The sequence below is a fragment of the Candidatus Pseudothioglobus sp. uisw_142 genome, from assembly GCF_059512465.1.
This window is the reverse complement of sequence record NZ_CM183452.1, coordinates 1551226-1565481: the sequence shown is the minus strand read 5'-3', so window position 1 is coordinate 1565481 and position 14256 is coordinate 1551226. Positions and strand designations below refer to the sequence as shown.

Here is a 14256-nt window from a genome sequence, read left to right as displayed (position 1 = left end):
ATGAAAATATGTCTAATCGGCGCAGGTCGCATAGGAGCAGTTCATGCTATCGCGATAGCCAGTGATGAAAATGCTAATCTCCACTCTGTTGTCGATTTTCATCAAGAGTCCGCTGAGAAGCTTGCAAATAAATACAATGCCATCACTCTTTCAATGGATGAGGCATTTGAAAACAATGAAATAGACGCCTTTATTATTGCTAGTAGTACCTCTACTCATGCCGATCTTATTGAAAAATGTGCGAAGGTAGGTAAGCCAGTTTTTTGTGAAAAGCCTATAGATTTGAGCCTTGATAGGGCACTATCATGCGCTAAGGCAGTTGAAGAGAGTGGCATCGTATGTATGCTAGGTTTTAATAGACGTTTTGATCCTCATATGGCAAGTTTGAAAAGCCAAGTCGATGCAAATGCAATTGGTTCAGTTCAGTCTTTAGTGATAACCTCTCATGACCCTGAGCCACCTTCGATGGAGTATATAGCAGGTTCTGGCGGTTTATTTCTCGACATGATGATTCATGATTTTGACATGGCTTGCTGGATTTTAGATGATACTCCGAGCAGTATTTATGTTGCAGCAAATGCTGTAAATGATGATATTGCAGGCCAGGGTGATGTCGATACAGCAAGTGTAATCATGAATATGAAAAAGGGTGCAATTGTTACGATTATGAATGGTAGACAGGCTTCCTTTGGATATGATCAAAGAATTGAAGCTTTTGGTGAGACAGGCATGTTACAAGTAAAAAATGCCCTTGAGGATAACGTTGTTTTAAGTAATTCATCTGGAATTAAGCAGGCTAAAAACCAACACTTTTTTTTAGAAAGGTATGGAAAAGCGTTCCACAACGAACTTGTGCATTTTATGGATTCTTTTCAGTCAGGCGTTCAACCAAGTGTGAATATTTCAGATGGAGTTCTTGCTCTAAAAATTGCAGAAGCCGCCAAAGAATCACTGTTAAGTGGAAATTCAATTAACTTATAAACTTAAATAAATGCCACCAGAAAATATTAATGATTTGAATAGCTTGCTTCAAGAAAGTTATCCAGAATTAAGCAAAAAAATGAAGTTAATTGCTTTTTATATTATTGATCAGCCTCAAAACCTTGCCATAAATACGTTAGCAGTTATTGCATCAGAGATTGGCGTTTATCCTTCAACTTTAGTTCGTTTTGCTAAGCATTTTGGTTTTAGCGGTTTTGCTGAATTACAGGATCTATTTAAAGTCAAAATCTCACAATCTGCCATCAATTATCGCCAACGTATTACCGATGTTAAGAAAGTCACTGAGACCAATGTTGTGCCTGACAGCTCAAATATATTTAGTGAAATCACTAGGCGAAATATTGCTGCGACTGAGCTGCTTTCTGAAAATATTGATAGAGAAGTAATTGAGGAATCGGTTCAAGCTTTATGTAATGCTAATGAAGTGATTCTTTGTGGAACAAACAGAGCTCAACCTGTAGCCAATTATTTTTATTACATGTTAAATAATCTTGGAATTAGGTGCCGTATTGCAAATAATACCAATGAAGTTGAGAACTTATCAAGCTGGCTTGATGATAAAACAGTATTTATTGCTATTACCTATAATCCCTACAATAATCTCACAACTGAAGCTGTTAAGGAAGCAAAGCAAGCTAATGCAAAGGTAATTTTGCTTACAGATACAGAACTCAATCCAATAGCTCATTTGGCAGATTTTTTATTTAGTATTCATGAGGCTGAAATCCATACTTTCAGGTCACTAGGCGCAACGATGTGTCTCGTTCAGGCTATATGTATTTCTATTGGATACCATCAACAAGGAAATTAAATGTCATTATTAAGTCGACCAAAACATACTAAAGGTAGTTGTTATCAAAAAATTACACCAAAATCAGCAAATTGGGATTATGTTGGTTTTGAGGCTCATGACCTAAACGAGTTGGAGATTCTTGATTGGAAGGATCAGGAAAATGAATCATGCTTGGTCATCCTGTCTGGACTGGCAAACATCATTGTTGATGATGAAGAGTTCTTGAATATTGGCGAGAGAATGAGCGTTTTTGATGACTTAAACCCTCATGCTATATATGTTCCTAACAAAAAACAAATTAAAGTCACCGCTTTAACTAAATTGGAATTAGCAATAGCAGTTGCACCTGGATTTGGTAATTTTCCAGCTCGACATATTAAGCCTGATGAAATGGATAGTGAGGTTCGTGGTGAGGGAAGTAACACTAGGTTTATATGTAACATACTTCCTGAGAAGGAAAAGGCTGACAGTCTTCTTGTAGTTGAAGTCAAAACCCCTTCAGGAAATTGGTCAAGCTATCCTCCTCACAAACATGATTCAGATAACATTCCAGTCGAAACATATCTAGAAGAAACATATTATCATCGAATTAACCCACCCCAAGGGTTTGCTTTCCAGAGGGTTTACACAGACGACCTTTCAATTGATGAAACGATGGCAGTTGAAGATAGGTGTGTTGTTCTTGTTCCAAAAGGCTACCATCCAGTTGGGGTTCCTCATGGATATGATTCATATTATTTGAATGTCATGGCAGGCCCTAAAAGACAATGGATTTTTAAAAACCATCCTGATCATGAATGGATGCTAAATAAATAATGAAAACAATTGACATTATTTGTTTAGGGAGAGCTGCTGTTGATTTTTACGGTCAACAGATTGGATCCTCATTAGAAAATATGGGGAGTTTTGCTAAATATCTGGGAGGCTCTTCTGCAAACATTGCTTATGGCTGCTCTAAACTAGGTTTAAGCTCAGCAATGCTTACTCGAGTGGGTAACGAGCATATGGGTCGTTTTGTCCGCAATGAACTTGCAAGTGTTGGCGTAGATACGTCCCATGTAATTACAGATAAAGAGCGATTAACTGGATTAGTTGTCCTAGGCATTCAAGACAAAGAAACTTTCCCACTAATTTTCTATCGTAAAGACTGTGCTGATATGGCTATCAGTGAAGAAGACTTTACAAAAGAGTTTATTGCGAGCAGTAGAGCATTACTCATTACAGGCACTCACTTTTCATCTGATAAAACTTATCAAACAAGCATGAAAGCAATCGAGTATGCAAAAGAATCTGATACCCAGGTCATTGTTGATATTGATTATCGCCCTGTGCTTTGGGGATTAACAGAGTTGGGTGATGGAGAGTCTCGATTTGTTGCGAGTAATGATGTCAGTCTTCATTTGCAAACGATTCTTCCCTATTGTGATGTGATTGTTGGAACTGAAGAAGAGATTCACATTGCGGGAGGTAGTGAAGATACTATTACCGCATTGAGCAAGATACGTGAGCTTGGTAATTCAATTATTGTTCTAAAGCTTGGCCCATTGGGATGTACTGTTATAACTAGTGACATTCCAAATAGCATCGATGATTTCAATGTTGTCAAAGGGAACCCTGTAGATATTCTTAATGTTTTGGGTGCTGGCGATGCATTCATGTCAGGCTTTTTAAGAGGATATCTTCGAGGTGAGAGTCTCGAAAAAAGTGCTAATTATGCTAACGCGTCTGGCGCATTGGTTGTGTCACGTCACGGCTGCGCTCCAGCAATTCCTGGAGAAAATGAGTTACTTTACTACATTGAAAATGCAGCCAATATTCCAGATCCAACTTCAGATATAACCTTAAATCATCTCCACAGAGTGAGCTTTAGAAGCAAAGAAGAGCAAGAAATTTTTGGATTTGCTTTTGATCATCGAAAACAACTTGCTGACCTTGCAGAAATGTATGGAGAGGGTTTAAGCAAAATTATAGAACTTAAAAAACTATTTATTAGATCAGTTGAAAACACTATAGAAAAATTAAATATTCCAGAAAAAAATATTGGTGTATTAATTGACGATACTTATGGTGAAGATGCCCTGAATTCAATTGCTGAAAAAGCATGGTGGATTGGAAGACCTGTAGAGCTGCCAGGATCACGACCTTTAAAGTTTGAAGGTCAGCAGTCTATTGGCTCAAAGTTGCAGTCATGGCCTCTATCACACGTTGTTAAGTGCTTATTTTATTACCACCCAGATGACTCAGATGAGCTCAAAACTAAGCAAGAACAAAAAGTTAAAGAGCTCTATTTTGCTTGTATTCAAAGTGGACATCAATTGTTACTTGAGGTTATTCCTCCTTCAGAATACGAAATGGATGAAGAAATAATTCCAACCATTTTAAAGCGATTTTATGACCTAGAAATTAAGCCTGACTGGTGGAAATTGCCAGCTCTTAAGGATAAATCTTGGGTTCAGGTCAGTGATGTTATAAATTCATATGATCCTCATTGCCAAGGTGTATTATTATTAGGTCTCTCTGCGCCAATCGATACTGTTAGAGAATCATTTAGTGTGGCGGCAAAATATAATATTTGTAAGGGCTTTACAGTGGGCCGAACTATTTTTTATGAGCCAGCTAAACTTTGGATGCAACATAAAATAAGCGATCAAGAGTTAGTTGATTCTGTATCAACTAATTACAATGAATTGATTCAATCTTGGAAAAAATATAAAGAGGAAATATAAAAATGAAAACTATTAGACTAACAATGACTCAGGCTATAGTTAAATACTTATCGTCCCAATTTATTGAAACAGAGGAAGGTATTCAGCCAATATTTACCGGTGTGTTTGCTATTTTTGGGCATGGAAATGTAGCAGGAATTGGGCAAGCCCTTAATGAATGTCAAGACAAGCTGCCAACATATCGAGGACATAGTGAGCAAGGTATGGTCCATTCTGCAATTGCCTATGCTAAGGCTAATAACCGTCAAAGAATGATGGCGTGTACAAGCTCAATCGGCCCTGGGGCAACCAATATGGTTACAGCAGCTGCACTCGCTCACGTTAATCGATTGCCCGTTTTACTTTTGCCAGGAGATTACTTTGCAAGTAGAACGCCAGACCCTGTCCTTCAGCAGTTAGAAGATTTTTCTGACCCCACAGTAAGCGTGAATGATTGTTTTAGGCCAGTCAGCAGATACTTTGACCGAATCATGAGGCCTGAGCAAATAATTAACAGCCTGCCTGTAGCAATTCAAACATTACTAGATCCTGAAAATTGTGGCCCAGTTACTCTCTCATTGCCTCAAGATGTTCAGGCAGAAGCGTTTAACTATCCTGAAGCTTTTTTCAAAAAGCGAATACATAAAATTCGCAAGATAAAAGTTGATGATGATGAGTTAAATCGTGCAGTTGACATTTTAAAAAACTCAAAAAAGCCTCTAATCATTGCTGGTGGTGGAGTTCATTATGCTAAAGCTTGTGATGTGCTCAAAGCATTTTCTAAAAAATATCAAATTCCAGTTGCAGAGACATCTGCCGGGAAAGGCGCAGTGACATGGGACCACCCAGGTTATGTTGGTGCAATTGGTGTGACTGGATCAAGTGCAGCTAATAATTTAGCAAGAGAAGCCGATACAGTCTTAGCTATAGGCACAAGACTCAATGATTTTATATCGGGATCAAGGGCGTTATTTTCTGACAAAACACTTATACAACTTAATGTTGCTAGATTTGATACGATCAAGCACAATGCTTTTTCTTTGTGGGGGGATGCAAAGTTAGGAATCAGTAATTTAGATGAATGTCTTAATGAATGGAAGGTATCTGAAAACTGGTTTAAAGAAGCAGAAGCAGAAGCCTCAAATTGGAATAACTATTATGATGACATTACATCAATTAATAGCTCTTCCGCTGCCGAGGGCAGTTTGCCAACAGATGCACAAGTACTTGGCGAAGTTAAGCGAAATGGTGAAGCAAGTGACATTGTGGTTTGTGCGGCTGGGAGTTTGCCTGGAGAGCTTCACAAGCTTTGGAGAACTGAACAAACTGGAGGGTACCACTCTGAATACGGATTTTCCTGTATGGGCTATGAGATAGCTGGAGGACTGGGTGTAAAAATGGCAGAGCCAGATCGTGAAGTCATTGTACTTGTGGGTGATGGATCATATTTAATGCTTAATTCAGAGCTAGCAACCAGCATCATGTTGGGCCACAAAATTATTGCTGTCATTCTTGATAATAGAGGTTTTTCATGTATCAATCGACTGCAAAATGCAACTGGAAATACCTCATTTAATAATTTATTGAAGGATTGTAAGAGTATCGATGATGGGCATCCAGAAATTAATTTTGCAATGCATGCACAGTCTCTCGGAGCAAACTCAGAGCATGTTGAAAATATTGATGATTTAGCTGCTGCACTAAATCGCGCTAGATCATCAACTAAATCTTATGTTATTAGTCTGGTTACTGACTCTCATAAAATTAGTCCTGAGGGCGGTTGTTGGTGGGAGGTAGCTGTGCCTGAGGTATCTTCAAATGAAAAAAGTGAACAAATTCTTAGTTCATATAAGGAATCTAAAACAAAACAGCCATACTAGAAATGAAAGAAGAAGCAGTTAAAATAAATCAACAAGTTTACTTTAGTCAATCTGATATTGATTATGATGATTTAGCTAAAATCTGCTCTCAAAAAACTCTTCAAGAGGATTATCCCTTTGCTGACTCAGTTTCAAATAATGTTGTTATTTACGATGCGAATTACCTTGAGTCATTTATTGGCGATCCAGAAAATGAATTAAGATTAAAAACAGAGCTGCATCAGGTTTTGGAAGGAGGTCCTGGTGTTTTTGTTATTCGAAATCTTTATAGGCATGATGCAATTGACCAGAGTAATAATATCTTTGAAAAAATCGTTGAAAGTGAAGGTAATACTGGTAATGATCATTTTGCCTTTGGAACAAATACAAGAATCTGGAATGCCTTTCAAAAAGTTGCTTTAGAGGATCCTAACGCATTTATTAGTTACTATTCAAACAACCTCTTAAAGTTAGTTGCAGAATCCTGGTGTGGGCCAAATTCTCAAATGACTGCTCAAGTTAACATTGTAAGGCCTGGTGGTGAAATGCAAAAACCACATCGTGATTATCATTTAGGCTTTCAAGAAAACCAAGTTGTTGAACTCTTTCCTATTTCAGCTCACCGTCTTTCAAACTACTTAACTCTTCAAGGTGGGGTTGCTCATACTGATATGCCATTAGCATCTGGACCCACCATGGTTTTGCCATATTCACAGCAATATGAACTGGGCTACCTTGCCTGGAGAGATAATGCATGTACTGACTTTTTTAATGACAATGCAGTTCAAAATCAAATGAATAAAGGCGACGGCATTTTTTTTAATCCTGCTTTATTACATGGAGCAGGGTCCAACACTACAAAAGACTTTCATAGAATTGGTAATCTTTTGCAAATTTCATCGCCTTTTGGAAAGACTATGGAGAGAATAGATTATTTAAAAATCATTAACCGAATTTATCCTTTATTGCTGGAGCATTCAATTAATAAAACTCTTTCAGAAAAACTAATTGAGAATGTCCTTGTGTGTGCAACAGACGGTTATGCGTTCCCTACAAATCTTGATAATGATAAAAATTCAAATTCTAAGTTGCAGGGAATGACTATGTTTGAACTAACTAAGCAATCACTTCTAGATTTGGTTAATTTAGAAAACTTTAGCTTAAAGCTTTTGGAGCATCAGAAAATTAGATTTACTAATTAAACAATATTAACAATAATTTGGAGAATTAAGATGAGTGTAAAACTTGGTGTTAGTCCGATTTCATGGACTAACGATGATATGCCTGAACTGGGTAAAGATACTACTGTAGAGCATTGCCTTAAAGAAGGAAAGCAAGCTGGTTTTAGTGGATTTGAATTAGGAGGAAAATGGCCTAAGGATTCAGCAATATTAACACCGTTATTTGATAAATATGACATGGACGTAGTTTCTAGTTGGTTTTGTGGAGGCTTATTAGCGGATTCTTTAGAGGGTGAAATAGAGCGAATAACCCCACATATGAATCTTCTTAAAGATATGGGGACCGAGGTAATTGTTTATTGTGAAATGGACTCTTGTGTTCATGGAGATATTAGTTCGCCGCTTTCAAAACGCCCTGTCCTTGATAATGAACAATGGGAGGAGTGGACTGATAAGTTGAGTCAGTTGGCCAAATATACGTTGTCACATGGAATGAAGCTTGCTTATCATCATCATATGGGAACAGTAGTTCAAGTCGAGGAAGAAGTAGACAAGTTAATGGCTATGACGACCCATGATCTTGGATTGGTATTTGATACTGGTCATTTAATTTATGCAGGTGCTGATCCTTTAGAGGTTTATAAAAAACATAGTGGAAGGGTTATGCATATTCACTGCAAAGATGTTCGAGGTGAGATATTAAATCGGTCACTAGAAACTGACTCAAGTTTTTTAAATTCAGTTTTGAATGGGGTATATACAGTCCCTGGCGATGGTGATTTTAATTTTCCTGAGCTATTTAAAATGGTGAGTGATAACAATTTTAATGGATGGGTGGTTGTAGAGGCTGAACAAGACCCAGCAAAAGCACATCCACTAACCTATGTCACAATGGGCTATGAAAATATTAAAAGTTATTGTGAAAAATTTGGAATTCAAATAGAGGAAAAAGAATGAAAACTATTGGTGTAGGAGTTATTGGTACCGCTTTTATGGGCAAAGCCCATTCTATTGCTTATGCAGCTGCAGGAAGTGTTTTTGGAGATGCCTTAAGACCTAGATTAGAGATTATTTGTGATTACAATCCTGAAAGAGCTGAAGTAATGAGAACTGAAATGGGTTTCTCTCGGTGCACTAGTAATTGGATGGATGTTGTGAATGACCCTGAGGTACAGTTGATTTCAGTCTGTGTTCCCAATTCGCTTCATAAAGAAATTTCTGTGGCTGCCCTCAAGCTTGGTAAGCATGTTTGGTGTGAAAAACCAATGTCTACTAATTTAGCTGATTCTGAAGCTATGTTGGCTGCTGCTCAAGCCAGTAAGGCTCAAACTATTCTAGGCTACAACTATACTCAAAACCCTGCAGTTCAAAGTGCTAGAGAGCTTATTGAAGAAGGGGCTATAGGCCGAGTAATTGGATTTCATGGGATATATGATGTTGATAATGAGGCTGATCCAGATCGCCCTCATTCTTGGCGCATGAATAGAGAAGCCTCTGGTTCTGGTGCAAATGCTGACGTTATGTGTCATTTGGTTAGTATGGCTCATTATATGACTGGTAGCTCAATAACTAGGCTAGTGGGAGATTACGATACTGTTCACAAAGAGCGAACTGATCCTCAAAATCCAAGCCAAACATTACCTGTTGATAATGATGATGTTTGTACTGCATTGGCTCACTTTGAGAGTGGCATTAAAGGAACTTTGAGAGTAAGCAGAGTGGCCTGGGGAAGAAAGTGCGGATTAAGTTGGGAAATACATGGGTCACAGGGGATGATCTGTCATGATCAAGAGCGTTTGAATGAAATTAAGCTTTACACTAGAAGCGATGATCCGAGGCAAGAAGGCTTCAAAACGATTTTGAGTGGCCCTGCTCAGCCACCTTATGATGCTTTTTTACCGAATGCAGGACATAGTCTAGGCTTTATCGATGTCAAGGTATGTGAACTTAAACATTTACTAGATTCAATTGAAACTGGCAAGCCAGTATGGCCAAACTTTGAAGATGGTTTAAAAATTGAAAGAGTGATGGATGCAATAGACCGCTCCGCAATGACTGGACAGTGGCTTGATGTCTAAATCCAAACTGCTCAATATGCACTTCTCAGAAAAACGACACTATGATGCGCTAGTGGTTGGGCGAGCTGGGCTTGATCTTTATCCTCAGCCTGTAGGGAGCAAGACTCGAGATGCAGAATACTTTGCAAGTGATGTAGGTGGGTCTGGAGCAAATATAGCTATTGCTATGAGGCGTGTAGGTGGGAAAGTGGGGCTTATTTCAGCGATATCTGATGATCCTGTTGGAGAGTTTGTTAGAAAGAGGCTTGATTTTGAAGGTGTCGAACTTCAGTTTATGCAAACTACCTTCGGGGATGAGCGAACTAGTTTGGCAATTGCTGAAGTGCGTCAAGAGGACTGCGAAGTAGTAATATATCGTAATAACCCTGCAGACCTCAGAGTCGTCTTTGATGACAATATATCAGTTGCCATTGAACATAGCAGTAATCTAGTTGTAACTGGTACCAGCTTGATTGAGGCTGATTCACGAAAACAAACTTTAAAAATGATGGCGCATGCGTATAAAAATAAATGCAAAGTTTGGTTAGATTTAGATTATCGAAAATGGAATTGGCCAGATCAAGAAACGACGCGTTTGGTTTATCAAGAGGCTGCACTGCTTGCAAATGTATTGGTTGGCAATGAAGAAGAATTTCAAATTCTTCAAGAAGATATTAATTTACAAATCAGCCAGAGTGGCTCAAAAAATCAACTCATGATTCTTAAACGAGGTAAGGATGGCTGCAGTCTTTTTTTTGGTGAAGATCGACTTGATACAGGAATTTATAGCTTACCAGCTCTTAAACCCTATGGTTCAGGTGATGCCTTTCTGGGCAATGTCATAATGAATTATATGTCTTCTGAGGACTGGCAATTGGCAATAGAAGCTGGAAGTGCTGCTGCAGCTTTAGTAGTTTCAAAACAAGGATGCTCAAGTGCAATGCCAAAAATGGAAGAAATTGAACTATTACAAAAAAACACAACCATTAAACCAAAAACAATTTGGAGTTAAATATGCATATCCCCCATCATAACAACAACAACAAGGCAATCGTAGACTGCAATAATGAAATAGTGCCTCTATGCTATTTCAATATTGTAAAGCTGAGTGTTGGAGAATCTTTCACTTATCAACTCTCTGATTATGAGACGTGTATTGTTCCTGCAACAGGAAGTGTTGATGTACAAGTTCAAGGTCAAACTTTTAAAGCAGTTGGAAAACGAAACCATATTTGGGAAGCTGACCCTGAAGGTGTCTATGTTCCAGTCGGTTGTGAAGCTAAATTAGTCTGCATCAGTGATGAGGTTGAAGTTTTTATTTCAGGCGCTAAGCATGATCAAACTCATGATGCTTTTGTCATTCGGCAAAAAGATATTGACAAAGTTCAGTATGGATCTGATGACACTAAAACCCATCGTAAAATCAAACATATATTAGGAAAAGATCCAGCCGGAAAGGTTGGAAAGTTATTAGTAAGTGAATTATTCACTGTTGGAGAAGGGGGCTGGTCTGGCTTTCCACCTCATAAACATGAGACAGATATGCTGCCAGATGAGAGTCGGCATAATGAAGTTTATAACTTTAGATTTAATCCTTCAAATGGTTTTGGTGCTCAATTTTTAACGCCTGATGGAGAGGATTTTGGGCCTATCTATCACGTACGAGACGGGTCTACATTTTTCTTTGACAAGGGTTATCATCCCTGCGTTGCGGCACCTGGCTTTGAAATGTATTACTTTACTATTCTAGCTGGTGAGACTCAAAGGCCGTTACATATGAACTATCAAAAAGAATATGCTTATCAGCTTGAAACCATTCCTGGCATGCAAGACATGCTTAATAAATTTAAATAATGATTTCAAATCTTAAAGATATTCTTTTACCAGCCAGTAACCAAGGTTACGCAGTCGCATGCTTTAATGTTTTTGGCTTTGAGGACTCAAAGGCAGTTGTAGATGCTGCTGAAGCTAGAAATGCATCTGTCATTCTTTCAATCAATTTGGATATGCGTCAGTTTATGTCTATGGAGCAAATTATTGGAATGCTAAGACCTATGGCTGAGAGCTCAAAAGCGCCCGTTTGTATTCACCTTGATCATACGTATGAAGTTGAGGTGGTGAAGCAAGCAATAGATACTGGGTTTACCTCAGTAATGTTTGATGGCTCTCAATTACCAATTGCTGAAAATATCGCTCATATACGTGATGTGGTTTCTTATGCCCATCCAAAAGGTGTATCGGTTGAGGCTGAGGTAGGTTCTGTTCCATATGCGTCAGGAAGAGATCATATCAAGTCAGCATTAACTGAGGTTTCAGATGCTTTAGCTATGGAGCAACAGGGCAGTCCTGATGCACTGGCAATTTCAATTGGCAATGTCCATCGCCTAGAGAACGGATCTGTAGAAATTGATATGAAGCGTTTTAATGAACTTGAAAAGGCACTAAGCATTCCCTTAGTTATTCATGGAACAAGTGGCTTAGATGATAAAGATATTAAAATATTATCAAAGCGTCACGTCACTAAATTTAATGTTGGAACAGTTTTGAGAAAAAGTTTTGGAAGTTCATTAAGAGCTACACTGAACTCTAATCCGGAGCTATTTGATAGAATCACAATCATGCAACAAGTGATTCCCGATTTAAAAGATACAGCAACAAAGGTTATTGATCTGCTTGGCCAATAAAACCAGGATTAATCATCTCCTACTTAGATATTGCTTTTGAAAGACTTCTAATGACTTCTTCTGTCTCTTGCCAATCAATGCATCCATCAGTGACTGATACGCCATATTGCATGTCATCTTTATTATCTAATATTTTTTGTTTACCCGAGAATAAGTTGCTTTCAAGCATTACACCAAAAATTGATTTATTACCTAAAAGTATTTGACTTTTAATGTCTTCAATAACTTTACCTTGATTTCTATAGTCTTGATTAGAGTTATCATGAGAGCAGTCAATCATGATTCTTTCAGCCAAACCGTTTTCTTTGAGAAGTTTTTCGCAATGATTTATAGCATCTTTATCATAATTAGGCTTGACTCCCCCTCTAAGGATTATGTGAGAAGATTTATTACCTTTTGCCTTGAATGTAGAAATCTGTCCTTTGTCATTAATCCCTAGAAAGCTTTGTTTTGAAGAGCAGGCTTTAATGGCATTAATAGCCATAGTTAAATTTCCATCGGTACCATTTTTAAAACCAACTGGCATCGAGAGTCCACTTGACATTTCTCGATGTGTTTGTGATTCAGTTGTTCTTGCCCCAATCGCACACCATGAAATCAAGTCAGCTAAGTACTGAGGTGTGATCGGGTTAAGTGCCTCAGTTCCAGTGGGAATATTTTTTTCTGCAAGCCATGCTAAAAGCTCACGCCCCTGGCGAAGACCTTTTTCTACATCTAGCGAGTTGTCCATATCTGGGTCACTAATTAAGCCCTTCCAGCCAACAGTCGTTCTTGGCTTTTCAAAATAAACTCTCATAACAATGAAAATTGATTTTTCAACCTCTTTTTGAAGGGCTAGTAATTTTAGAGCATACTCTTTGGCAGCATTAATATCATGAATTGAACATGGCCCAACAATTACAATTAATCTGTCATCATTTCCTAAAAAAATGTCTTCAACAGTATTTCGACTCGATAAAATGTTCTCTTTGCCTTGCTCGCTGACAGAGATTTGTTGTCTCAACTCAATCGGTGAGGTAATAACCGTTTCGGTTTCAATATTTTTATTGTGAATTTGATTAGTCATGTAAGTTTATTTTATTACTGTGACCGAAGATTTAAACATAAATCTAAAGTTTGTTTTATAAAGTTTGTGCTACCTATGAAATTATTAATTAAAAAATTGCTGTTATTTTCACTTATTTTCCTTGTTGGTTGTAGTTCAACGACTTTTGTGTATAACCGGATTGATTTTTTATTACCTTGGTATCTTGAAAGTTATGTGGACCTTAACCGAGGGCAAAAACAGGATTTAAAGGAGTTATTAATTCCATTTTTTAAATGGCATAGGGAGGAAGAATTACCTAGTTATGTAGCTATTATTGAGGACTTAGAGTTGACTCTTGATTCTTCAGTTGAGTTTGAGAGTATCGCTGAAATAACTAATGATGTTGAAGAATCTTGGTTCAGACTGGAAGATAGAATGCTTTTGTGGGCTATACCCATGACCAGGGATCTGTCTGAAAAACAAATAGATGGGTTTATTCAAACTATGGAAACTAAAACAGAGCAGCGTGAAAATGAATACTTAAGTCGTAATTTGCTAACCTATCAGAATGATAACTATAAGCGTTTAAGAAAAAACTTAAGGCGCTTTATGGGGGGTCTCAATAAAGATCAGCTTGACCTGATTACGACCGCAAGTAAAAAAATGATTAGAGTAGATGGTCAATGGATTGATAACCGAAAGGCTCTCATTGAAAAACTTAAGGTCATTCTTGAGAGAGGTGATGGCTGGGAACTGGCTCTTGAAAATATAACTCACAGGGACGATTTAGTAGCTCAGAATTATCGTAAAACTTATGCGCACAACATTTCAGTAAACCAAAACCTTCTTATTGAAGTATTAAATTCACGCACTGATAAACAAGATTTGAAACTACGCACGCAACTTTCAAGATATAAAACTGATATTAATAATTTGATTAAGCAATAA

The 14256-nt window shown here is 37.8% G+C and carries 13 protein-coding genes; 12 read left to right on the top strand and 1 reads right to left on the bottom strand.

Annotated features, from left to right (window positions below):
- From iolG to AC5YGB_RS07985, 11 genes are read left to right on the top strand one after another with little or no spacing between them, the layout of a single operon-like run.
- The gene (iolG, locus tag AC5YGB_RS08035) at positions 1–981 is read left to right on the top strand and encodes an inositol 2-dehydrogenase (RefSeq protein ID WP_271772421.1); all 981 of its coding nucleotides are present in this window, start codon (positions 1–3) and stop codon (positions 979–981) included.
- A gap of 10 nt (positions 982–991) precedes the next feature.
- Positions 992–1813: a MurR/RpiR family transcriptional regulator gene (locus tag AC5YGB_RS08030; protein WP_065353187.1), complete on the top strand. Its 822-nt coding sequence runs from the start codon at positions 992–994 to the stop codon at positions 1811–1813.
- The gene (gene iolB, locus AC5YGB_RS08025; protein ID WP_496137189.1) at positions 1814–2611 is read left to right on the top strand and encodes a 5-deoxy-glucuronate isomerase; all 798 of its coding nucleotides are present in this window, start codon (positions 1814–1816) and stop codon (positions 2609–2611) included.
- Positions 2611–4521 (top strand): bifunctional 5-dehydro-2-deoxygluconokinase/5-dehydro-2-deoxyphosphogluconate aldolase, encoded by a 1911-nt coding sequence (locus tag AC5YGB_RS08020; RefSeq protein ID WP_496137188.1) that lies wholly within the window; start codon positions 2611–2613, stop codon positions 4519–4521. Before iolB ends, AC5YGB_RS08020 begins: the two co-directional genes overlap by 1 nt.
- A 2-nt stretch (positions 4522–4523) precedes the next feature.
- Positions 4524–6380, top strand: a complete 1857-nt coding sequence (iolD, locus tag AC5YGB_RS08015) for a 3D-(3,5/4)-trihydroxycyclohexane-1,2-dione acylhydrolase (decyclizing) (protein WP_496137187.1) — start codon at positions 4524–4526, stop codon at positions 6378–6380.
- A gap of 2 nt (positions 6381–6382) precedes the next feature.
- A complete protein-coding gene (locus AC5YGB_RS08010; RefSeq protein ID WP_496137186.1) occupies positions 6383–7561 on the top strand; it encodes a phytanoyl-CoA dioxygenase family protein in 1179 nt (392 codons plus the stop codon).
- A gap of 30 nt (positions 7562–7591) precedes the next feature.
- A complete protein-coding gene (iolE, locus tag AC5YGB_RS08005) occupies positions 7592–8497 on the top strand; it encodes a myo-inosose-2 dehydratase (protein ID WP_496137185.1) in 906 nt (301 codons plus the stop codon).
- Positions 8494–9618: a Gfo/Idh/MocA family protein gene (locus tag AC5YGB_RS08000; protein WP_053819595.1), complete on the top strand. Its 1125-nt coding sequence runs from the start codon at positions 8494–8496 to the stop codon at positions 9616–9618. Before iolE ends, AC5YGB_RS08000 begins: the two co-directional genes overlap by 4 nt.
- Positions 9611–10609 (top strand): PfkB family carbohydrate kinase, encoded by a 999-nt coding sequence (locus tag AC5YGB_RS07995; protein ID WP_496137184.1) that lies wholly within the window; start codon positions 9611–9613, stop codon positions 10607–10609. Before AC5YGB_RS08000 ends, AC5YGB_RS07995 begins: the two co-directional genes overlap by 8 nt.
- Before the next feature lie 2 nt (positions 10610–10611).
- Positions 10612–11451: a 5-deoxy-glucuronate isomerase gene (locus AC5YGB_RS07990; protein WP_053819597.1), complete on the top strand. Its 840-nt coding sequence runs from the start codon at positions 10612–10614 to the stop codon at positions 11449–11451.
- The gene (locus AC5YGB_RS07985) at positions 11451–12281 is read left to right on the top strand and encodes a class II fructose-bisphosphate aldolase (protein ID WP_496137183.1); all 831 of its coding nucleotides are present in this window, start codon (positions 11451–11453) and stop codon (positions 12279–12281) included. The genes AC5YGB_RS07990 and AC5YGB_RS07985 overlap by 1 nt, the downstream gene beginning before the upstream one ends.
- Before the next feature lie 19 nt (positions 12282–12300).
- On the opposite strand, the gene AC5YGB_RS07980 is transcribed toward AC5YGB_RS07985, so the two are convergent.
- Positions 12301–13347 carry a 3-deoxy-7-phosphoheptulonate synthase gene (locus tag AC5YGB_RS07980; RefSeq protein ID WP_496137182.1) on the bottom strand — a complete coding sequence of 349 codons (1047 nt, stop codon included), beginning with the start codon at positions 13345–13347 and terminating at the stop codon, positions 12301–12303.
- Between the two features lie 75 nt (positions 13348–13422).
- Here AC5YGB_RS07980 and AC5YGB_RS07975 point away from each other — a divergent pair, with 75 nt between their 5' ends.
- A complete protein-coding gene (locus AC5YGB_RS07975; RefSeq protein WP_496137181.1) occupies positions 13423–14256 on the top strand; it encodes a DUF6279 family lipoprotein in 834 nt (277 codons plus the stop codon).

Excerpts from the sequence above, each read along its gene's own strand:
- AC5YGB_RS07985 (WP_496137183.1), top strand. The coding sequence starts at position 11,451 with ATGATTTCAAATCTTAAAGATATTCTTTTACCAGCCAGTAACCAAGGT.
- AC5YGB_RS07990 (WP_053819597.1), top strand. The coding sequence starts at position 10,612 with ATGCATATCCCCCATCATAACAACAACAACAAGGCAATCGTAGACTGC.
- AC5YGB_RS07980 (WP_496137182.1), bottom strand. The coding sequence starts at position 13,347 with ATGACTAATCAAATTCACAATAAAAATATTGAAACCGAAACGGTTATT.
- AC5YGB_RS08010 (WP_496137186.1), top strand. The coding sequence starts at position 6,383 with ATGAAAGAAGAAGCAGTTAAAATAAATCAACAAGTTTACTTTAGTCAA.
- iolB (WP_496137189.1), top strand. The coding sequence starts at position 1,814 with ATGTCATTATTAAGTCGACCAAAACATACTAAAGGTAGTTGTTATCAA.
- iolG (WP_271772421.1), top strand. The coding sequence starts at position 1 with ATGAAAATATGTCTAATCGGCGCAGGTCGCATAGGAGCAGTTCATGCT.
- iolE (WP_496137185.1), top strand. The coding sequence starts at position 7,592 with ATGAGTGTAAAACTTGGTGTTAGTCCGATTTCATGGACTAACGATGAT.
- AC5YGB_RS07995 (WP_496137184.1), top strand. The coding sequence starts at position 9,611 with ATGTCTAAATCCAAACTGCTCAATATGCACTTCTCAGAAAAACGACAC.
- iolD (WP_496137187.1), top strand. The coding sequence starts at position 4,524 with ATGAAAACTATTAGACTAACAATGACTCAGGCTATAGTTAAATACTTA.
- AC5YGB_RS08030 (WP_065353187.1), top strand. The coding sequence starts at position 992 with ATGCCACCAGAAAATATTAATGATTTGAATAGCTTGCTTCAAGAAAGT.
- AC5YGB_RS08000 (WP_053819595.1), top strand. The coding sequence starts at position 8,494 with ATGAAAACTATTGGTGTAGGAGTTATTGGTACCGCTTTTATGGGCAAA.
- AC5YGB_RS07975 (WP_496137181.1), top strand. The coding sequence starts at position 13,423 with ATGAAATTATTAATTAAAAAATTGCTGTTATTTTCACTTATTTTCCTT.
- AC5YGB_RS08020 (WP_496137188.1), top strand. The coding sequence starts at position 2,611 with ATGAAAACAATTGACATTATTTGTTTAGGGAGAGCTGCTGTTGATTTT.